Below are 20,308 nucleotides of genomic sequence, written 5' to 3'. Positions count from 1 at the left end.
CCAGGAGGCGTTGATTTGCTATCTTGAAGAATGGCAAAAATGCTTATATAATTTGCCGGGTAGGAAATCGTGAAATTCTTTGAAAAGGAGAGGCGTTTTGCCCGCAAATTTAACCCCAGATTACAAGAAGGCCGAAGACTGGTATCGCAGTGCCGCGACCGAAGAGGAAAAACTGTCCGCCCTGGAAGAGATGCTTCGTGTTATCCCCAAACACAAGGGAACCGAGAGTCTCCAGGCCGATATCAAGCGAAAAATGAGCAAAATCAGGGCTTCGCTTGAATCCGGAGGCAAGAAAGGGGCCGCAAAACATGTTGATGTTTTTCATATCCCTCGCAGCGGGGCCGGACAGGTTGTCCTGATCGGCATGCCCAATACCGGCAAAAGCTCGATTCTGGCCGAATTGACCAACGCCCAGGTCCATGTCGCCGATTATCCTTTCAGCACTGAAAAACCAGTGCCGGGAATGATGAAATTTGAGGACGTCCAGATTCAATTGGTGGACACCCCTCCAATTACCGCGGAATTTGCCCCCTCCGGATTGGTCAACACCCTCCGCGGGGCCGATATCATTGCCATTATCATTGACCTTTCCGGGGATGTCCTGGAACAGATGGACGTCTGCACGACGTATTTGGATTCGCATAAATTACTTCCGCCGCTGGATGCTCAAAAAGATGCCGAATGGGTTCACCTGGCCCGACCGACTCTGGTGGTTGCCACCAAATCCGACATCGCCCCGCCCGGCACGCTGGACACCCTGAAAGAATTAACCTCCCGCCCTTTCGAATACATTGAAATCAGCTCGAAAACGGCAGCAGGTCTGGATGTTTTTGCTCGACGCTGTTTTGAAATCCTGGATGTGGTGCGCATCTATGCCAAAAAACCGGGCAAGGAGCCGGATATGAAAGAGCCGTTTACCCTGCCGCGAGGCTCCACGGTAGTGGATTTAGCATATCATATTCATCGTCAATTGGCAGAGACGCTCAAATCCGCACGGGCCTGGCATTCCGCAACCGTTCATGATGGTCAAAGCGTGCCGCGCGATCATGAGTTGACCGACAAAGAAATCATTGAGTTGCATTTTGGGTAAGATTCCCGGCTTGACAGCCTCTGTGTTTCTGTTATAGGGGTAGTGTCGTTTGCCCAAACAATCAACCAGAGCAGGAGAATTCAATGAAGACTGTCCGGATATTGTTTATCTTGTTGGCGTGGGTCATGTCGATATCTGTGTTTTCATGGGCCGATCAAATTGACGACCTGATCAGCCAACTCCAGGACCCCGATCCGCTTGTCCAATGTCAGGTTATCGAACAGCTCGGCCAATTGAAAGACAAACGTGCCGTTGAGCCCCTGATTGCGTTGTTGTCTGCGGATTCGACAAACACCACGAAAACGCCGGTTCAATCCAATGCTCCCGTCGATCCGGCCGCTGAAAAAATCAGCAAAGCCAAACAAGTCTGTGCCGGAGGTAATAAACACTCTGGGCCAACAGCATCCACACCGTCTGCAACACTCAAGCAGCTTATGGCGGACCTGCGCACGGCCAAAAATTTTATCGAAAAACAGAAAGCGATCGAAGCCCTCGGTGCGACACGGGACAGCCGTGCTGTTGAACCGCTGCTGGCCCTGCTAAAAGAGCAAAACGCTGGACAAACCCACAGCAAAGTCATTGAAGCCCTCGGCGAGATTGGTGATCCGAAGGTCGTCCCGACCCTGTTGAAATATTTATCCACTGAAACCCCGCGCAACAGCACAGCCGCAGCCGGACGCGATACCTTCGCCGCTAAAGCCGCCGCCGGGGCACTGGCCAAAATCGGTGATCCGCGTGCCGCAGAACCGCTATATAAAGCCGCGGTATCCGACCCCTTCCTCAAACACAATGCTGTCGAATGGATGGTTACGCTGGGTGGATATGAAAGCGTTAAATATTTAAACCTGATGGCCAAAGCGGAAGATCCATTTCTTAAAAAAGATGCCCTGAAAGCCCTTGAGGCTCTGGGTGAAAATCATGGCCTGGATCCTCTGATTGCCCTGCTCAATGATGCCGACCCCAAGGTCAGAGGGCTGGCGGCTGCCGCATTAACTGAAATCGGCGACAGCACCGTTGAATCTGCAGTACAGCAGGCGCTGGCTGGATTGAATCCCCAGGATCGCAAGACCATCGAAACCCGGATGGCAGAAAACCAGCTGACGCAATCCACAGCCGAATATGCTTCCTCGATGCAGGCCTCGGTCAAGATCGCAGCCATTGAGGCACTCGGTCAGATTGCCGATGTGAAGGCCATTCGTCCGCTGCTGGCGACATTGCGAGACAGCAACGAAAATGTCTGTCAAGCCGCCGGCAAGGCTCTGGCCGCCTATCAAAGCAAAACCGTGATTCGTCCCATTGAAATGACACTGAACCAGCAGGACAAATCCGTGGTCAAACAGGCCATCCGGGATCTCGGCTGGATTGGAACGGATTATGCCGTGGAACTGATTGGCAGCCATGCCAATGATCCCTTTGTCAACAGGGATGCGATTGTGGCTCTGGGCAATACCGGCAATCCCAAAGCCATCCCCTACCTGGAGCAGGCCATGCAATCGCCTTTAACGGATGATGAAGCGATGACCGCATTGCTTAAGATCAAGCATCCCGATACACTCAAAGCGATTCTGAAAGGATTATCTTCAAGCAGTTTTGTCACCCGCCAAAAAGCCGTTGAGGCCCTTGCACAATTTAACGACCCTTCCATCATTGAACCATTGATTGTTCTATTCAAGAAAAACGATTACACCGTACAGGATAAAGTTATAGCTATCCTGAATCAATTCAAAGACCCGCGTATCGATTCGGCATTTGCAGAATCGCTGGCGGACCCTTTCCGGAAAGACAAGATTTTGGCCATCCTGAAGGAACGCAACTGGCAGCCGCAGACGATTCGCGAAAAGGTCTTGTACTATTCAGCCTGCGAAGACTGGGATCAATGCGCGAAACTCGGTCCCGAGGGGGCGGATGCACTGCTGGCCGAGCTTAAGAAAAATTGCTCCAGCGGCGTTGCCCAGGCCCTCAACAAAATAGGGGATGCCCGGGCGTATCCGGTCATGCTGGATTGCGTGAAAAAGTGGCGCGGCTCGCCGGAACTTCTGGCTGGGGCCGAAAAGACCGGATGGAAACCTCAGACTCCCGAAGAAGAATTGATTGTGGCCAATCTCAAACAGGACAAAGCCGCTCTGAAGAAACTCTGGAGCGATCCCAAAGGCAAAGAGGCGTTCATGAATGCCCTCAACTCCGAGAACTTCTCAGCGACAATTGCAATCGTGCGTCTTTCGATTGGCCTGGGACTCGACGAGATGGTCTCACCGATGATCAGTCGTTTAAACAGTATCCCAAATGAGACAACTGCGGTCAGTATCGCAAACTTATTTCTGAGCAGCGGCAATCCGACCCTCTATTCCGCTGCAGAAAGCTGGGCGGCCGGCAAAGGATACGAAGTCATCAAATTTGGATTCGGTCCAGGCCCATCCTGGGGGAATTGGTAACTTCCAGTAACAACCTGTAACGGATATGCTTATGGAATGCAAAAAACAGAAAAACCTGACGCGCTGTACCTGTACGTATGACCCCTGTTCCAACAAGGGAGTCTGCTGCGACTGCCTTCAATATCACCTGAAAATGCGGCAACTGCCTGGCTGCTGCTTTCCGCCGGCGGTGGAAAAAACCTTCGACCGCAGCTTTGAGGCCTTCGCAAAAGCATGGAAACTGTGAGAAAAACAGGCCTTAATGATAGAGGACATTAAATACACCGTTTTCAAAACCAAGCGGGGGTATTTCGGTTTCTGCTGCACCGAAAAAGGTGTGTTGCGGACGTGTCTGCCGCTGAAAACCAGAGAATCCGTGGAAGACTATCTTTTGGCCGGGATTGACGATCCTGTGTTGCACAAAGACCTCCTGCCCGGCTTACAGACACAGATTATGGCCTATTACGAGGGCGATTGCGTCGATTTTTCCAGGACACCGGTTGACCTGTCCGGCCTGACTCCTTTTACCCAGAAAGTCCTTCGGGCCTGTATGAAGATAAAATACGGCAAAAAAACAACATACAAATACTTAGCTGAGCAGGTCGGCTCCCCCAATTCCGCCCGAGCCATCGGCGGTGTTATGGCCCGCAATCCCATCCCTTTGATAATCCCCTGCCATCGTGTGCTATCGGCGAATGGCTCCCTGTGCGGCTTTTCCGCCCCCGGCGGCATTGACACAAAAAAATGGATGATAGATCTGGAATCTCAAAACCCTCCCAAGAGGAGAACAATAGGGTTCCTGCCAAAGCCATCCTTATTGCGATAGCCATCTGCGGCAATCGATGACTTTATCATCCATCATGACACAATACGCTGCCGGGCCATCAAAGGCCCTAAGCCCCAAATTTGAAAACAGACACGTAATTTCCAGAATTTACATCGCCAAGAAAACAAACCAGCACCGTGGCCATCGAAGTTTTATTTTTGCTGAAGAAGTTGGGAGCATTCCGGACAGAGCCCATAAAAAAAGACTTCGTGGTCCTCCACGGTCATCCCGGCCGAGACAACATGCTCATCGTTAATACCACACCCCGGTAATTCAAACACCGAATCACATTTACGACAGTAAAAATGATGATGATGCTCCTTGCCGGACCGTTCATACATTGTCCCGGCCAGCGGATGAGTAATTTTTAACAGCCAACCCTGCTCCACCAGGCGTTTGATATTGCGATAAACCGTTGCCTGGTCGATACTTGGAATAACCGTTTTAGCTTTTTGCAGAATCTCTCCAATACGCAGAGGCTGCGGACAAGTCATAAACACCTGCACAATCGCCTGCCGTTGAGGAGTATTTTTATCCGCTTTATTCACCATTCCTTAATATATACAAAAATAGCTCTTGACGTGCAAGTGCAAAAGCATTATCATTTGCAAATAGATTCGCATTTACAACTCGATATCACCCGGAGTATAATATGAAAAACATGGTCTGGATTCTCTTGTTCGGAGCAGGTATTTATTTATGTCTGCCTTGCTTTTCAAGCTGCAAACAGAGCCCCCCGTCCACCCCCGGCAAACTCCAGGTTGTCACGACGTTGTTTCCCCTGTATGATTTCACCCGGCAAATTGCCGGCGATAAAGCGGACGTTTCATTGCTCCTGCCACCCGGAGTCGAACCTCACTCCTTTGAACCCCGTCCCGGGGATATTGTCCGCATCAGCAAGGCCGATCTGTTCATCTATACCGGCCCGCAGATGGAGCCCTGGGTTGAAGACATTCTTAAAGGGATTACAAATACAGAGCTTACCGTGATCCATGCCAGTGCCAATATCCAGCTTGCCGAGGACGACCAACAGGATCACGACCTTCAAGCAGACCCAGACTCTCACAACCATGAGCACGAGCACACCGGACAGGACCCGCATATCTGGGTTGACCCGATTTTAGCTCAGCAAATCGTCAGTACCATTGCCAATGGTTTGGCGGCCACAGACCCCGCAAACCAAGACTTTTATCTGGCTAATGCCAAAACCTATAACGAAAAGCTGTCGGCCCTGGACGCCCAAATCCGTTCAGCACTCGAAAAATGCAGCAGGAAAACCATTGTTTACGGCGGACACTTCGCCTTTGGGTATTTTGCCCGCCGCTATGGTCTGGAACACCTGTCTCCATATGCAGGATTTTCGCCGAATGCCGAGCCGACACCCAAAAAAATCACAGAGATGATCGAGACACTTAAAAAAGCCGATACATCCTACATTTATTACGAAGAACTGCTGGAGCCGCGTGTTGCCAAAATCATTGCCGAGGGAGCCGGTGCCAAACTCCTGCTTCTGCATGGAGCCCACAATATTTCCAAACAAGAGCTTGACAAGGGGGTCACTTATCTGGAGATTATGGAAGGCAATCTTGAACGGCTCAAACTCGGCCTTGGATATCAGGATTAAAAAGCCTGTGAACATTCAATATACAATTGCCCACAACCTGCATGAATCTGATTGAAATTAAAAATGTCTGTGTCCGCTACGGCCCGATTGAAGCCCTGTGCAGTATCAGTCTGGCCATTTCCGCCGGTGATTACATCGCCATCATCGGCCCCAACGGTTCAGGCAAAACCACCCTGTTCAAGGCTATTCTGAATCTATTGCCGCTGACAGAAGGCTCCATTTCCCTGTACGGCACGGATGTCCGCCGATTCACCCAGTGGAACAAAATCGGCTACGTGCCGCAGGTCTCGCGCAATCTGCACAAAGGCTTCCCGGCCACCGTTCGGGAAATCGTCGCCTCCGGGATCCTGTCGGCCAAGTCCTTTCCACGTATCATTTTCCGCAAAGACTACAGCAGTGTAATCAAAGCCATGGAAACCGTCGGCGTATGCGATCTGTCCGAACGGCTGATTGGCGAACTGTCCGGCGGACAGCAGCAGCGTGTGTTTCTGGCCCGCGCCATGGTGAATGACCCTGATTTGCTTTTACTGGATGAACCGACCGCCGCCATCGACCCGGCCACCCGCGAACAATTTTACAAGACCCTGCGCGACATCAACTCCCAGTTTGGAAAAACCATCGTCCTGATTTCCCATGATGCCAGCCATATTGGCCATTTCGCCACCAAACTGGCCTATCTTGACAAGCATCTGGTTTTCTTCGGAGGATTCGACCAGTTCTGTGCATCTCCCGAGATGACCCGATATTTCGGCCCCCACGCCCAGCACCTCATTTGCGGCCAGCATTGCCCGATGAAGGAGAAACCATGAACACGATTCAGGAAGCCCTTCAATATCCCTTTATCCAGCGGGCGCTGGTTGGCGGCGTCTTCATCGGCTGCTGCTGTGCGTTTCTGGGGGTATTTCTGGTTCTGAGGCGTCTGTCGCTGATTGGCGATGGCCTTGCCCATGTCGGCCTGGCCGCGGTAGGCCTGGGGTTGTTTTTGAATACCCAACCACTTTGGGTCTCGATTCCAGTGGTGATGTTTGCATCCTTATGGATTCTGTGGCTGTCGGACAAAGCGGAGGTCTATGCCGACGCAGCCATCGGGCTGGTCTCGGCTGTCAGTGTCGCCGTCGGTATTATTCTGGCCAGTGTTGGACGAGGGTTTAATATCGATTTATTCAGTTTTTTGTTCGGCAGCATCCTGGCCATCAGTATGCCTGAAGTCCTCCTGAGCGTGGTCTTATCGGTGATTGTCATCGGCATGGTCTTTTTATTTTACCATGAGCTGTTCGCCATCGCTTTCGAAGAAGAATATGCTCGCGTTCTGGGCATCCCCGTTGAAAAAATCAATACCATCCTGATCCTGTGTACCGCCATCACCATCAGCCTGGGTATCCGCGTCGTCGGCACCATGCTGGTTTCCAGCCTGATTATTTTTCCTGCCATCACCGCCCTGCAAATCGCCCGCGGATTCCGTCTGGCCATGCTGCTGGCGGCCGTGTTTTCCACCCTGTCGGTCTTAATCGGCGTGTTCGTCTCTTACCTGGCGGACCTGCCCACCGGAGCCACTATCGTCCTGACCAACTTCGCCTTCTTCGTCCTGACCTTCCTCATCAAAAAAATGCGTTAATGTTGCTGCCGCACTGTGTCGAGTGCCTTTTGGACCAGTTCATCACACCGTTGATTATATTTATTGTCGGAATGCCCCTTGACCCAGCACCACCGCACGGAATGAATCGCCGTCAGCTCCAGCAATCGACACCATAAGTCCTGATTCACGACCGGCTTTTTCGCCGCGGTTTTCCAGTCATTCCGCTGCCAGGTATCCAGCCATTTTTCCGTAAAGGCATGCTGCAGATATTTCGAGTCGGTATGCAGTTCCACCTGGCACGGCGTTTTCAATGCCTCCAGTGCACGGATCGCCGCCAGCAGTTCCATCCGGTTATTGGTCGTATCCGGCTGGGCCCCGGACAGCTCTTTGGTATAGTGGTTATGTTCCGGGCTGATCAACACCGCCGCCCATCCGCCAAGCCCCGGATTGGGAGAACACCCGCCATCGGTATAAATAACGACTCTCATCAAGTTCCCTTCAACACCATAAAAAAAGCCCCCACGACAACTCGCATGGAGGCTTTACACGATTCTATGACTTTATATGGTTAGACCCGTTGCGTTAAATGCGTGATGCAGGAATTATTTCCAGTCATCCGTGCGGAACGATGAGGCCGGAAGGCCCTCTTTATTCCCCAGCGGGCCGGTGGACCAGTTGGTCCAGGCATACCGCACGGCAACCGGTGCGGCCACCTGGTCACTCCAGACAACCACCGTATCACCCTCTATCACAGCCTGGGCGGGAACAAAGACTTTATCTTCTCCAGCAATCACAAACTCAGATAACTGGCCCTCCCTGGCCACAAGCCCTCCATTGGTATAATCAAAAGACAACCGTATCTTCTGTCCTTCAATCTTCATTGATTTATACATCGGTCCGCTGAAAGCTGCAACCTTTTTATTATAATTTTTTGCAAGCGCATTCAACGCCAGCCGTTTGCCGACATCGACCTTGTTTCTCGGATGAATATCGCGTTCCTCACCAATATCCATCGTCGAAGCCATCCCACCCTTTTTCACAGCCGCCAGCGCCTTGACCTGAGCCTCACGAAGATATGCGGATTCACTGTTGCCTGAGCCACTATACACATAAGGAGCAATCTGCACCCAATAGAACGGAAAGTCGCCAATCTTCCAATGCTTGCGCCAATCGGTAATCAACGCCGGCAGCAGCCTGGCATATTCATCCGACCGACCAATATTGGATTCGCCCTGATACCAGATTACACCGGCAATACCATAAGGAATCAGCGGCTGAACCATCCCGTTGAACAATGCCGTGGGGGTATTGGCATTGAATCCGCCATCCACAATCGGAGCGGCAGGAAGCGGCTGATTGGCCAGGCTGACTTTATACTTCCATGCGCCGGCAAGCGTGGCACAGGTTTTGACATCGGCCCCCACCGGCCCAATGCGCATCTGTTCTTTGCCGCCGTTGAAACCGCCTTCGCCGCCGGTATCCACAACCCGCACCGCAATCACATTCGGTCCAACCCGCAGTGCCGTCGTCGGAATCACGTATTTGCGTTCTTTGTTATATCCAACCGTTCCGCCAATCTTGATCCCATTGACCCAAATGGTATCGATATCATCAATCGGCCCCAGATGCAGTTCCATCGGATTGCGAGCCCACGACGGCGGCAGATTCGTCACACGACGGAACCAGACAATACCATCGACCGGTTCTAGGTCCGATCCCGCCCAGAACGTCGGCTGCTCCATCTCTTTCCAGTCGCTGACATCCAGTTTCGGATCCTGCCAGTTGCCCTGCGTACCCGGATCGATCGCGGCAATTTTCTGTTCCCATTCACTGACAGCCTTTGCAATCATCTCGTTGAGAGTTCCGGGGTTTTTGGCAAATTCCTGATATTGCTTGGCCATCTCCACATAATGGGCAAACGGTGCCAGGCCTTCTTCACTGGTCCAGGCCTCTGCCGGAGTGCCGCCCCAGCTGGTATTAATCAGCCCAATGGGAACGTTTAAATTGTTGTACAGTTCTTTCCCAAAATAATATGCCACGGCACTGAAGTTCATCAGGACATCGGGGCGGGTTAGCTCCCAAGTGCCCGCACAGTCCTCCAGCGGCACGGGGGAAATCTTTTTTTGCACTGTAAAAAGACGGATATTATCATTATTTTCATCTTTAATCGCGTCGCCTAACCGCAGCATCGCAAATGTAAACTCCATATTGGACTGCCCTGAGCAAACCCAGACCTCGCCGGCCAGGATATTGTTCAAGGTGATGGTGTTCTTGCCCTTAATCGTCAATGTCAAAGGTTTCCCATCAGCAGCCGGGGTGCCAATCTTAACCCGCCATTTGCCATCTTTATCGGCCTTGACAGAGGTTCCAAACCACATCCATGACCCCTTGACCTCGACTTTTTCGCCGGCATCCGCCCAGCCCCACACAGCCACCTTGCTTTTTTGCTGGACAACCATGTTATCCCCAAAAATCGCCGGCAGCTTCACATCGCCATAAGTTAATACCACAAAACATAACAGAAACGCTAAGGTCATCCACTTCTTCATAATGCATCTCCTGTTAAAATGGTTGATTTCGTTATGACATAAGATAAAACTGTACCGCAAATTGTTACAGAGGCAAGTATTTTTTGCCCCTGCTTCCCGGTTGCGGAATATATCAGATAGACGTACAATATCAAAAACAGAATCGAAAGGGTTTCTATGCTGCATCACAAAGACCTCGAAAAATACAGTTCCGCCATCACCCTGTCGGATATGGAATGTTTTGTTTTCCCGGAATTAATGTACAGCCTTGTGCTGGCCAATATTATGAGTCCGGTCATCTGGAAATGGCGGGACGAGGACTGCTTTGTCAAGCTGGAAGGCAAGGCTCCTTACCGAAAACTCATGCGGCTGCGGCAGTACATCATGGACGAATTCGAATTCAATCTGGATTTGCAGACCTGGGGCCTAACCACCAAAGATGCCGAGATTGCTCGTTTCGAAAAATATATTCCCCGGGATCAGATCGCCCGCAGCAATGCCCTGTTCGGTTATCAGGGCGACCAATATTATTTCGATGTTGATATCCGCCGCCATTTTGGGCTTGATGCCTATGACAGTGATATCATTCCTTACTGGAAGACCGAAACGGTGGAGGCGATGAACGCCTTTCGCCGCAAGCCCGGCTACAAAACCGGCGCCGGGGAATGTGTTTCGCTGTCGGCTCTGTATGCAGCGGCAGCGTTTATCGTCTGTGACATCCCGCTGGAGGATATCTTCATGGTGCTGACGCCGCTGCATTCGCAGGACTTTATTGACATTCAGGACGGTGTCATTTGCAACAATCGCCGGATGGTCACCAAAGCCATGTGGTTCAATGGCACCGAAATCAGCATGAAGGCCCAGCGTGCTATCCGGAATGAACAAGTTACTATTGTCGGTCATAACACCGGCTGGGTACACTGCCTCTATGACCGTGCCACTATCCAGCCCAGTGAATTTGCCCGCCTGCGCCGCAAACTGTCGGAGTTTCTGACCGCCCCTCTCAATGCGCTCAACTTCGCTAATTTCCTGCGGGCCAATCATGCCTATCATCCGTATTTTCAGTTCTGCCGACATCAGCGGGGCAAACGCATGTTTGTCAAGGCCGAAGTGCTGTTCGGCTATGAACACGGCAGCCGCTTCCGTATTGGCGATGAAACCTTCGAAAAACTGCTGGATGAGGTCCTCAGCGACGACTATCTGCCCTACCCGCACGAAGGACGCATCTGCTGTGAGCAGTTGCGGGCGTATATTGAATACGATAATATCGACATCTATAAAGCCGACGACCGCTACAAACTGGCACGGTTTCTGGCACCGTTTATCCCCCAGGCTGAAAAACTGGTTGCCGACCTGCTGGACTTCCTGAAAATCACACCCAATCTGCCGGGCGAGCAGAAACAATACGAACCAAACGAACCCATTCGCATCCTGAATACCTGGACGCGTCAGCAGATTATCGACTACCTGCAATCCCTCCGCGAAAAAAGCATCACCGCCGACCTGGCCTTTTATGCCTATCGCGATATGGACACCTGCAACTGGCAGCCGTTTTTGAAGGCGGCAATGGAACGCTGCCCGGTCAGTATCGAGGCCTGCAAAGACAAAACCCCCGAACAGGTCTTTCAATGGCTGAATGATATGCCCAATGACTCGATTTACGATGGCAACCGCCTCGCCCAGCCGGACGAAGTCGCCAATTATACCACCGGCGACGGCGTCGAAAAAGCCATCACTATGGCCAACATCCTCTGCGCCCGGAACCCCGAAAAAACAATCCACCTCAACATCACAGGCCCCAAAGTCATCCTGACCGATGGTGGGAAAGAATATGCATTCACTTCAGCCAAGAATTTCATAAGAAATTTGCATCTCAGCCGGGAAAGACAGAATGTGTTGTGAATTGAATCAGGAGGAAGATTGAATGGAAAACCACGACTTGATGAGAGCGGGGCCGGAGAATACATCGGAAAAACGATTTTGGTTGGGATCACTTATCTGGATCATCACCAAAATCTAATCGAGCGTAAACAGTGGCATGGTATCATTGAGACATTTTCCAATTCGGAGGGAATTCGGATTAAATTGGCTGGTTCCGAAGATCGGTGTTGCTTGCCGCCGGACCCAAGAGGCATCCAAAAAGCTAAGCCCGGCATATATACGCTTAAATCAACCGGCGAGATAATTGAAGACCCGGATTATTTGGCAACCTGGACTCATATAAAGCATTGCTCAGAGCAAAAAGGTTCTTCTTTATCTTGATCTGAGTACGTTAAGCTGGGCAATTGTCTTTCTTGTCCACCCTGGCCGACAGCCCCGGCAGCAGTTCCGGGTGGTCAACTTGTTCCAGCGTCTGGCGAATGAATTCCTTCCAGTGTGGCAGACGGTGCGTTCGCCGCTGTAAGATAATATTCCGCAAGGTTTTATAGCTCATACACCACATCCGCGTCTGCAAAAACCCTTCCGGCAGCCGTTTTTTTACTGCAATCAGGTCATTCGCCTTGGCCGCCTCATAAATCCACTTCAGCGTCGCAATGGAACAGCTATCCGGTTCAAAATTATCCTTCAAAAACGCCTGAACCGCCTTTTCATCGTCGATATTGATCTCCAGCAGTTCCTTGGTCAGCGTATGCATTGTGCTTTCGGACTGCTTGGTCGAAAGCCGGAACGTGTCTGCCTCCTGCCAGAAATACCTGGGCCCGCGCACATCCAGCCACACGATAATACTTTCCAGAAACTTGTTATGCCCGCCATCCTTGTCAGCCAGCTTTTGTGCCACTACCGACATCTTATCCGGACACTGCTTTTTATTATGGGCAAGCCCAATCAAGGCCGGCTTATACCCCGCTTCCTGGGCTTTTTTTACATTTAAATATATACTATCCATTAACTCTCCTTTGGATCGTCAACCACATACCAGATTCATCACTGTAAAAATTTACCTGGAAAAGTCAAAAACAAAATCCGCGACACGCCGGATTGCCCAAGAAGAAGACACAAAAAGACTTGAACTCCGGTCTTGTGGAAACCATTCGAATGCGGTATGATACTGGACTATGCGAATTCCTTTGACAAAATATGGTTTACCGCAAGTTGCGGTCATCCCGCTGGCCCTGGCCGCGGCAATGGTTGGCTATTGGCTGATTGCCAGATACTGCTTTGCGGGGTCTGTCTGGCAAAGCCAAGGCTTAACTTTCGTCTGCGTCTGGCTGCCGGAACTGATCCTTTTTGTTGTGTTGGCGTGGGCTTTATCGTTTTTTCGTGATCCCTATCGCGTCATCCCGATTGACCCAAAAGCAATGCTCTCTCCGGCAGATGGCACCATTACGGATATAGAAATTGTGGAAAACGACCCCGCATTTCCCCATAAGGCGATGCGAATTGGCATCTTTTTGAGCATTTTCAACGTCCACATCAACCGTGCCCCCTGTGCGGCCCGCGTGGGCGAAATCAAATACAAACCCGGCCAGTTTAAAAACGCCATGAGCCCCACCAGCGGCCGTGTCAACGAATCCAACGATGTGCGGATGACCCGCCTGGACGAGCCCAAAGACGAAATCATGGTCCGCCAGATTTCCGGCGCCATCGCCCGCCGTATTGTCTGCGAACCGAAGACCGGGGATACCCTGGCCCAGGGCCAGCCATTCGGCATGCTCAAATTCGGCTCGCGTACGGAACTCTATATCCCCATCCGAGATAACGTCAAATGCCAGGTCCGGCTCGGCGACAAAGTCCAGGCCGGCCTGACGGTATTGGTGAGATACGAATGAACGGAAACGAACAACCCCGAAAAAAACGGTTTTTCTTTCGCCGCAACAAACCCCGACGTCTGCAGTATATCACTCTGCTGCCGTCGCTGGTCACATTGATTAACGGTGTCTGCGGGTTTGCCGCCATCGGAATGGCCGCCAAAGGTCCCGAGCACTTTGCCGCCGCCGGCTTTATGCTGTATGCTGCCATGATCGCAGACATGCTCGACGGCCGGCTGGCCCGTATGAGCCACTCTACCTCCAGCTTTGGCGGACAACTCGACAGCCTCTGCGATATGCTCAGCTTCGGTGCCGCGCCTGCATTTTTAAGTTTCAAGCTTCTGATGGGTACCCTGCCGATTATTCTGTCACCATCCATCAAGCTGATGGGGGATTTTGTGGAACGCCTCATCTGGCTGGCTGCCGCTGTCTATCTGTGTTGTGCTGCCGTTCGCCTGGCCCGGTTCAATGTCGAAAACGTCGAAGATGAAACCGCTCACATGAGCTTTTCCGGCCTGCCGACTCCCGCCGCAGCCGGAGTCCTGGCCAGCCTGATAATCCTTTATCAGCATCTGGTCAGCGATGCCGCCAGAGATACATTATTATTTGAAGCGGGACGCTGGCTGATTATTCACACCCTGCCCTTCATCACCATTGGCCTGGCTGCGCTTATGGTCAGCCGAATTCGCTATCCGCATGTAGTCAACCAGTATCTCCGCGGCAAAAAACCCATTACCCATCTGGTTTGGGCCGGTGTGTTGTTCAGTCTGATCTTCTTGTGTGGGCTGCAGGTGGCGATGGCTATTGCGTTTGCCGGGTTTGCCTCCACCGGCTTTGTCCGCTGGCTATGGTATCACACATTCCTCGGCAGACTCTTCGGACGAAAACTCCAGCAGCCTGTTGGTCCGCATCAGCATGTCGTATGAACCGCAGGACACTTCCATTTGGCCCCCAGAATCCTCCCGCGGATTGCTCTGCCTATATTCATATTCCATTCTGTACTAAAAAATGCCGCTACTGTGCCTTTTATTCAATTACTGCCGCCAGCCGGCAACAGCAGCAGGATTATCTGAATGCAGTCCGTCAAGAATTACAGATGTATGCGCCCTATCCTCCTTTCTGCACTGTCTTTCTTGGAGGCGGCTCACCGTCGGCCTTGCAGCGGGATTTATTATACGCCCTGCTCGACTGGATTTGCCCACAAACTCAACCCGACGCGGAATTAACCATCGAAGTCAATCCTCGCCAGACCGATGTGGCGTTCTTTAACCACCTCCGCCGGCGCGGCATCAACCGCATTTCCATCGGCGCCCAGTCTTTCAATCCCAGGGAACTGACGTTTCTGGGACGCATTCATGATGTTCAGGATATCATACACTGTGTTGACGACGCACGAACCGCAGGTTTTGATAACATCGGTCTGGATTTAATCTTCGCCATTCCCGGCTCAACCCTTTCCGACTGGAAAGAGTCCATTGACAAAGCCATTGCTCTCCAGCCCGAGCACATTTCCGCTTACAGTCTGACTTATGAAGGTGATACGCCGCTGGTCCGCCAGACCGCCGCCGGCCAAATCAGGCCCGTCGGCGATGACCTGGACCGCCAGATGTATGAGTACACCATCGACACCCTGACCACCGCAGGTTTCCAGCAATATGAAATTTCCAACTTCGCTCGTCCCGGCCGCGAGTGTCGCCACAATCTCCGCTACTGGAAAAACCAGCCCTACATCGGCCTTGGCCCCGCTGCGGCAAGCTGGTTCCGGGGCAAGCGGACCGACACGGTTTCCGACCTGCAGCACTATCTTACCGCCATTCAACAGCGGCAATTTGCCTATGCAAACGAGCATATACCGACCCCCGACGAATTTGCCTGTGAAACCGCCGTTTTAAACCTTCGCACTCGCGTCGGGATAGAACCTGTGGAATTTCAGCAGCAAACCGGGTATGATATCACCACTCTGTTTGCCGCCCCGATTGCCGAGCATCTGCATCAGGGTTATCTGGAATGGCATCAGGGATGTTTACAGCTGACGCGCAACGCTCTCGGTATCGCCGATTCGATCCTGTGCGATTTCGCGGCTGTATCGTGATCAATTACAATAACCATTTTGCCGGAAGCCAATCATTCGTGCCGCATCCGGCAGATAGCTATAAGGTGCAATAGAATGATCAATAATCTTGAATTACCGTTTTTAACCAGTGATCTTGGCTGCGTTTCGGGCATTATCAAGCAGCGGCCCGAAGATTTCTGTGTCGAGGAGGTCCCTCTTTACGAACCCTGCGGCGAAGGAACCCATATTTACGCCTTGATTGAAAAACAGCAGTTGACCACACATGATGCCGTGGCTCGGATTGCCGCGGCTCTCGGTATTCGCCGAATTGATATTGGCTACGCAGGACGTAAAGACGCCCAGGCTATCACCCGCCAGTGGATCTCGATCGAACACATCGACCCCGATCGACTCCTGGCCCTCAACTGTCCCCAGATTAAAATCCTCAAAATCGGCCGTCACGGCAATAAACTCCGAGTCGGCCACCTGGCGGCCAATAAATTCATGATTCGGATGCGAAATCTGTCCGTCCCGGTCAAACAAGCCGAAGAAATCACTCAGGCCATCATGGAGGTACTCATCCGCCGGGGTGTACCGAATTATTTCGGTCCACAGCGTTTCGGCGGCCGCGCTGACAGCGGCAGACTTGGCGAGATGCTGATTAAAAATGATGTGACTGAATTCTGCCGACTGTTTCTCGGCGATGCCGACAATGAAACCGATAAACGCTTTATTGAAGCCCGCCGGCTCTATGAGCAAGGCAAATATGAACAGGCCCTCGAATGCTGGCCCAAGGCCTTTCACGACCATCGCCGAATGCTGAAGGAACTGGTCCGTACCAGCGGCAATTTCAAACGTGCCTGCCGAGCCCTCGACGATGCGATGAAAAATCTGCTGGTTTCCGCCTGGCAATCGGCTCTGTTTAATGAAGTCCTCGCAGCACGAATGCCCCGCATCGATACTGTTCTGCTGGGCGACATGGCCATGAAGCATGACAATGGAGCCTGTTTTCGTGTCGAGCAGCCGGACATCGAGCAGCCCCGCTGTCAAAGCTTTGAAATCAGCCCCACCGGTCCACTTCTTGGGATGCGAACCACACGCCTGACCGATACCGCCGGCGAGATAGAAAACTCGATTCTCGACAAACAAGCCCTCACGGAAGAGGATTTACGCCGAATCAAAAACTTCGGTGCCCGCGGCGGACGCCGAGCTTTGCGGTTCCAGCCGCGGGATGTTCGCATTAGCTGTGGTACCGACAATCGCGGCGACTATCTCGAATTGGCCTTCGAGCTTGATAGCGGCTGTTACGCAACAACCCTGCTCCGTGAAATTACCAAATCTGACATTGCCTAGGACATCCCATGACCACCATCACTACCCAGCATAGAATCCTTCATACCGCGGCAATCTGGCTGCAGGCGATACGCCTGTTTTCCCTGACCGCGTCAATTGTGCCAGTCCTTCTCGGTGCGGCGTGGAGTCTCTACGAAGGAACCGCTGCTGACTGGAGGCTGATGCCGCTGATTATCATTGCCTCTGTAACCATTCACGCTGCCACCAACCTCGTTAGCGACTATTTCGATTATATCAAACACGTTGACCAGGATTATACGTTCGGCGGAAGCCGGGTTATTGTTGAAGGCAAGCTGTCGGCGCGACAAGTCCTGCTGGGCGGGTTCGTCCTGTTTGCCCTGACCGCCGCCATCGGCCTGATATTCATTTATCTCCGCGGCTGGCCGATTCTGATGCTGGGCCTTATCGGCATCCTGGGCGGACTCTTTTATACCGCCACCCCCATCGGCTATAAATACTTCGGTCTTGGCGATCTGATGGTCTTTGTTCTCATGGGACCGCTGATGGTCATTGGTGCTTATTTTGTCCTGACCGGCACATACCATCATCATGTCTTGCTGATCTCCCTGCCGGTCGGTTGTCTCGTTGCAGCTATCCTCAGCGGCAACAATCTCCGCGACATTCTCCATGACACACAGGCCGGCATCACCACCACCGCAGGGCTGCTGGGTCATCGTCTCGCACGGTTCGAATATACTGCACTGAATATCGCCGCGTATCTGATCGTGATTCTGCTATGCAGTCTTGGTATCCTGCCCATGCTGAGTCTGATTGTCCTGGGCACCCTCCCCCTGGCTTATCTTCCCACACGAAGTGCCCTGCAGAGTCCACCCAATACTCCTGCTCCGATTGCCACCCTCGATATTCAGACGGCCAAACTGCATCTGGCGTTCGGCGTCCTGCTGATTCTGTCTCTGGTCGTCGGAGCAGTGATGCGATGAAAGCAGTACTGATTTTATGTCTGGCAGCGATGGTTCTCTGGACAGCCATGTTCGGCCCCACCCGGGCGTATTTGTCTTTCTGGCCGATGATGACCTTGTCATCCGGTCTGCTGGCTGTCAGCGCCCTTATTCTCCAACGGACACGCCGGCCCGAACCAACTTTGATTACCCCTTTGCCCGGCTTATGGAAGGCCATTGACAATCTCCTGGCTGCTCCGGCACGCGGAGGCTTCTGGATGGATTTGGCCGTCGGAGGACTCAGCCCGCTGGTCTTATACGCAGGCTTTTACATTGCTTACCACATTGCCCGGCTATTATTCGGATTCGCCGCAGTCCAGGTGAACCTGATCTATCAGCTCCGCGAAGGCACCTCCCCGCTGCCGATTGCTCTGCTGCTGGCTTTGTGGATCGGCCCCGCCGAAGAAATCTTCTGGCGAGGCTTTGTGCAGGAACGCCTTTGCCGCCGCTATGGAATGCTCGTCGGCTTTGTCGCCGCAACGGCCATCTATACGCTCGTTCATACAGCCTCATTGAATCTGATGCTCATTGCCGCAGCGGCTTTATGCGGCGGATTCTGGGGCTTGTTATACACCTGGCGAAAACGCCTCTGGCCCGCCATCCTCAGCCATGCCGTTTGGGATGTCATCATCTTTGTCCTGTACCCAATCCGCTGATCATGACACAATCCAATACTCCCAACACAGAACCCATGTTTTCGGCCATCGCCCGATATTACGACCTGTGCAATCACTTGTTTAGCTTCGGGCTGGATTTCGCCTGGCGACGCAAGGCTGCCGCCATCGCCTGTGACAGCCCCATCGATTCTGCACTGGACCTGTGCTGCGGCACCGGCGATATGACGTTTGCCCTGGCCAAAACCGGCCAGGCTCACTCCATTCTCGGCTGCGACATCGCCAAGCCCATGCTGGCCATCGCTGCGCAAAAAGCTGCAGCATATGCTTTCACCCGAACCACCATACAATGGCATTGTGCCTCCGCCGAAAACACCGGCCTGCCCGACGCTTCTTTTGACCGCATCACCTGTGCCTTTGGCCTTCGCAACGTTGAGGACCTGCCTGCGGTACTGAAGGAATCTCACCGCCTGCTCAAGTCCGGCGGCACATTGTGCATCCTTGAATTCTTCCTGCCCCAACCGGGTTTGTCCCGCAGGCTTTATCTGTTTTACCTGTGCCGAATCATGCCGCTGGTGGCCAGATGGATCGCCGGCGATCCGACCCCCTGGCATTACCTCGCCGCTTCGATCCGTCACTGGGAAAGCGTTGACCTGACCGCTCAGTTACGTCTGGCCGGCTTTCAAGACATCATCGTTCGCTCGCTGACCATGGGAACCGTGCGAATCCATACTGCCAAAAAAGGACCACTATGACACTATCTGAATTGACTGGAACTCAATGGCTGCTGTTATTCGTGTGCGGCCTGCTCATCGGCATCGCCAAGACAGGGGTGCCGGGTTTTGGCATCTTAGTCGTGCCGCTGATGGCGATGGTCTTTCCCGCTCGCGCCTCGACCGGCATCCTGCTGGGTATGCTCATCACCGCCGACCTCTTCGCGGCCATTTATTACCGCTATTCCGCCCAATGGAACCTTATCCTGCAATTGCTGCCCGGCACCCTTGCTGGGGTCCTGGCGGCGGCCGCACTGATGAAATCCGTCAATGACATCCTGCTGGCCAAACTCATTGGTATCGTCGTGCTGGTCATGCTGGCCGGCCGCTATGCCTCCAGTCTTCTTCCGGCCGGCACACGCCAGAACCTCGACGCGGTCCGTACCCACTGGTCCATTGCCGGCGTGTTTGGCTCCCTGGCCGGCTTCACCAGCATGCTCGCCAATGCCGCCGGTCCTGTCATGACGTTCTATCTCCTGTCGCTGCGGCTGGACAAAAAACGTTTCGTCGGCCTCAACGCATGGTATTTCTTCCTGCTCAACTGGCTCAAAGTCCCCTTCAGCGCCGGCCAGAACTTCATGAACAAACAATCCCTCATCATCGACGCCGCCACATTTCCAGCCATTGCCATCGGGGCTTTGCTGGGCGTCTGGCTGCTCAATAAACTTCCCCAGAAAGTCTTTGAAATCGTCGTTACGGCTCTGACCGCCGCGGCCGCCGTCAAACTTCTTCTGTCCCACTAAATAAAACAG

General features: G+C 52.7%; 21 protein-coding genes. 17 read left to right on the top strand and 4 right to left on the bottom strand.

Annotation, left to right across the window (positions count from 1 at the left end; genetic code table 11):
- The first annotated feature begins 97 nt into the window (after nt 1-97).
- From ACQ9LF_RS04270 to ACQ9LF_RS04255, 4 genes are all read left to right on the top strand, one after another.
- Nucleotides 98-1,090, top strand: a complete 993-nt coding sequence (locus tag ACQ9LF_RS04270) for a GTPase (protein WP_462488132.1) — start codon at nt 98-100, stop codon at nt 1,088-1,090.
- 83 nt (nt 1,091-1,173) lie between these two features.
- Nucleotides 1,174-3,522 (top strand): HEAT repeat domain-containing protein, encoded by a 2,349-nt coding sequence (locus ACQ9LF_RS04265; protein ID WP_462488131.1) that lies wholly within the window; start codon nt 1,174-1,176, stop codon nt 3,520-3,522.
- Between the two features lie 31 nt (nt 3,523-3,553).
- Entirely contained in the window at nt 3,554-3,748 is a 195-nt protein-coding gene (locus tag ACQ9LF_RS04260) for a DUF6485 family protein (protein ID WP_462488130.1), read from the top strand.
- Nucleotides 3,749-3,763: 15 nt separating this feature from the next.
- On the top strand, nt 3,764-4,327 hold the full coding sequence (locus ACQ9LF_RS04255; protein ID WP_462488129.1) for a methylated-DNA--[protein]-cysteine S-methyltransferase: 564 nt from the start codon (nt 3,764-3,766) through the stop codon (nt 4,325-4,327).
- A gap of 152 nt (nt 4,328-4,479) precedes the next feature.
- Here the strand turns inward: ACQ9LF_RS04255 and ACQ9LF_RS04250 are convergent, their stop codons facing one another.
- Nucleotides 4,480-4,878, bottom strand: a complete 399-nt coding sequence (locus ACQ9LF_RS04250; RefSeq protein ID WP_462488128.1) for a Fur family transcriptional regulator — start codon at nt 4,876-4,878, stop codon at nt 4,480-4,482.
- A gap of 101 nt (nt 4,879-4,979) precedes the next feature.
- On the opposite strand from ACQ9LF_RS04250, the gene ACQ9LF_RS04245 reads away from it, so the two are divergent.
- From ACQ9LF_RS04245 to ACQ9LF_RS04235, 3 genes are read left to right on the top strand one after another with little or no spacing between them, the layout of a single operon-like run.
- Complete coding sequence (locus tag ACQ9LF_RS04245; RefSeq protein ID WP_462488127.1) at nt 4,980-5,951, top strand: metal ABC transporter substrate-binding protein; 972 nt, start codon at nt 4,980-4,982, stop codon at nt 5,949-5,951.
- A gap of 41 nt (nt 5,952-5,992) precedes the next feature.
- A complete protein-coding gene (locus ACQ9LF_RS04240) occupies nt 5,993-6,760 on the top strand; it encodes a metal ABC transporter ATP-binding protein (RefSeq protein WP_462488126.1) in 768 nt (255 codons plus the stop codon).
- On the top strand, nt 6,757-7,566 hold the full coding sequence (locus ACQ9LF_RS04235; RefSeq protein WP_462488125.1) for a metal ABC transporter permease: 810 nt from the start codon (nt 6,757-6,759) through the stop codon (nt 7,564-7,566). Before ACQ9LF_RS04240 ends, ACQ9LF_RS04235 begins: the two co-directional genes overlap by 4 nt.
- Here the strand turns inward: ACQ9LF_RS04235 and rnhA are convergent.
- The gene (gene rnhA, locus ACQ9LF_RS04230; RefSeq protein ID WP_462488124.1) at nt 7,563-8,015 is read right to left on the bottom strand and encodes a ribonuclease HI; all 453 of its coding nucleotides are present in this window, start codon (nt 8,013-8,015) and stop codon (nt 7,563-7,565) included. The genes ACQ9LF_RS04235 and rnhA overlap by 4 nt on opposite strands.
- 114 nt (nt 8,016-8,129) lie before the next feature.
- Entirely contained in the window at nt 8,130-10,076 is a 1,947-nt protein-coding gene (locus tag ACQ9LF_RS04225; RefSeq protein ID WP_462488123.1) for a sialate O-acetylesterase, read from the bottom strand.
- Between the two features lie 156 nt (nt 10,077-10,232).
- Between ACQ9LF_RS04225 and ACQ9LF_RS04220 the strand changes: the two genes are divergently transcribed.
- Both ACQ9LF_RS04220 and ACQ9LF_RS04215 read left to right on the top strand, forming a co-directional pair.
- Nucleotides 10,233-11,957: a hypothetical protein gene (locus ACQ9LF_RS04220; RefSeq protein WP_462488122.1), complete on the top strand. Its 1,725-nt coding sequence runs from the start codon at nt 10,233-10,235 to the stop codon at nt 11,955-11,957.
- Between the two features lie 18 nt (nt 11,958-11,975).
- Nucleotides 11,976-12,317 carry a hypothetical protein gene (locus ACQ9LF_RS04215; protein WP_462488121.1) on the top strand — a complete coding sequence of 114 codons (342 nt, stop codon included), beginning with the start codon at nt 11,976-11,978 and terminating at the stop codon, nt 12,315-12,317.
- Between the two features lie 10 nt (nt 12,318-12,327).
- Here the strand turns inward: ACQ9LF_RS04215 and ACQ9LF_RS04210 are convergent, their stop codons facing one another.
- Nucleotides 12,328-12,942 (bottom strand): hypothetical protein, encoded by a 615-nt coding sequence (locus ACQ9LF_RS04210; protein ID WP_462488120.1) that lies wholly within the window; start codon nt 12,940-12,942, stop codon nt 12,328-12,330.
- A 169-nt stretch (nt 12,943-13,111) separates the two neighbouring features.
- Here ACQ9LF_RS04210 and ACQ9LF_RS04205 point away from each other — a divergent pair, with 169 nt between their 5' ends.
- The 8 genes from ACQ9LF_RS04205 to ACQ9LF_RS04170 all read left to right on the top strand — a co-directional run bounded on the left by ACQ9LF_RS04205 (nt 13,112) and on the right by ACQ9LF_RS04170 (nt 20,299).
- The gene (locus tag ACQ9LF_RS04205) at nt 13,112-13,825 is read left to right on the top strand and encodes a phosphatidylserine decarboxylase (protein WP_462488119.1); all 714 of its coding nucleotides are present in this window, start codon (nt 13,112-13,114) and stop codon (nt 13,823-13,825) included.
- Nucleotides 13,822-14,730, top strand: coding sequence for a CDP-alcohol phosphatidyltransferase family protein (locus tag ACQ9LF_RS04200; protein ID WP_462488118.1), 909 nt, complete (start codon nt 13,822-13,824; stop codon nt 14,728-14,730). The genes ACQ9LF_RS04205 and ACQ9LF_RS04200 overlap by 4 nt, the downstream gene beginning before the upstream one ends.
- On the top strand, nt 14,727-15,896 hold the full coding sequence (hemW, locus tag ACQ9LF_RS04195; RefSeq protein ID WP_462488117.1) for a radical SAM family heme chaperone HemW: 1,170 nt from the start codon (nt 14,727-14,729) through the stop codon (nt 15,894-15,896). The genes ACQ9LF_RS04200 and hemW overlap by 4 nt, the downstream gene beginning before the upstream one ends.
- 75 nt (nt 15,897-15,971) lie before the next feature.
- A complete protein-coding gene (gene truD, locus ACQ9LF_RS04190) occupies nt 15,972-17,210 on the top strand; it encodes a tRNA pseudouridine(13) synthase TruD (protein ID WP_462488116.1) in 1,239 nt (412 codons plus the stop codon).
- Nucleotides 17,211-17,218: 8 nt separating this feature from the next.
- Nucleotides 17,219-18,151 carry a 1,4-dihydroxy-2-naphthoate octaprenyltransferase gene (gene menA / locus ACQ9LF_RS04185; RefSeq protein WP_462488115.1) on the top strand — a complete coding sequence of 311 codons (933 nt, stop codon included), beginning with the start codon at nt 17,219-17,221 and terminating at the stop codon, nt 18,149-18,151.
- Nucleotides 18,148-18,825 carry a lysostaphin resistance A-like protein gene (locus ACQ9LF_RS04180; RefSeq protein ID WP_462488114.1) on the top strand — a complete coding sequence of 226 codons (678 nt, stop codon included), beginning with the start codon at nt 18,148-18,150 and terminating at the stop codon, nt 18,823-18,825. The genes menA and ACQ9LF_RS04180 overlap by 4 nt, the downstream gene beginning before the upstream one ends.
- A 2-nt stretch (nt 18,826-18,827) precedes the next feature.
- Nucleotides 18,828-19,538 carry a ubiquinone/menaquinone biosynthesis methyltransferase gene (locus ACQ9LF_RS04175; RefSeq protein ID WP_462488113.1) on the top strand — a complete coding sequence of 237 codons (711 nt, stop codon included), beginning with the start codon at nt 18,828-18,830 and terminating at the stop codon, nt 19,536-19,538.
- Nucleotides 19,535-20,299, top strand: coding sequence for a sulfite exporter TauE/SafE family protein (locus tag ACQ9LF_RS04170; protein WP_462488112.1), 765 nt, complete (start codon nt 19,535-19,537; stop codon nt 20,297-20,299). The genes ACQ9LF_RS04175 and ACQ9LF_RS04170 overlap by 4 nt, the downstream gene beginning before the upstream one ends.
- Nucleotides 20,300-20,308 lie beyond the last annotated feature (9 nt).

The organism is Anaeroglomus insulsum (assembly GCF_050689095.1).
GTDB lineage: Bacteria > Planctomycetota > Phycisphaerae > Sedimentisphaerales > Anaerohalosphaeraceae > Anaeroglomus > Anaeroglomus insulsum.
Note: the sequence above shows the minus strand (reverse complement) of the source record. Positions and strands in the feature narration are given on the sequence as shown.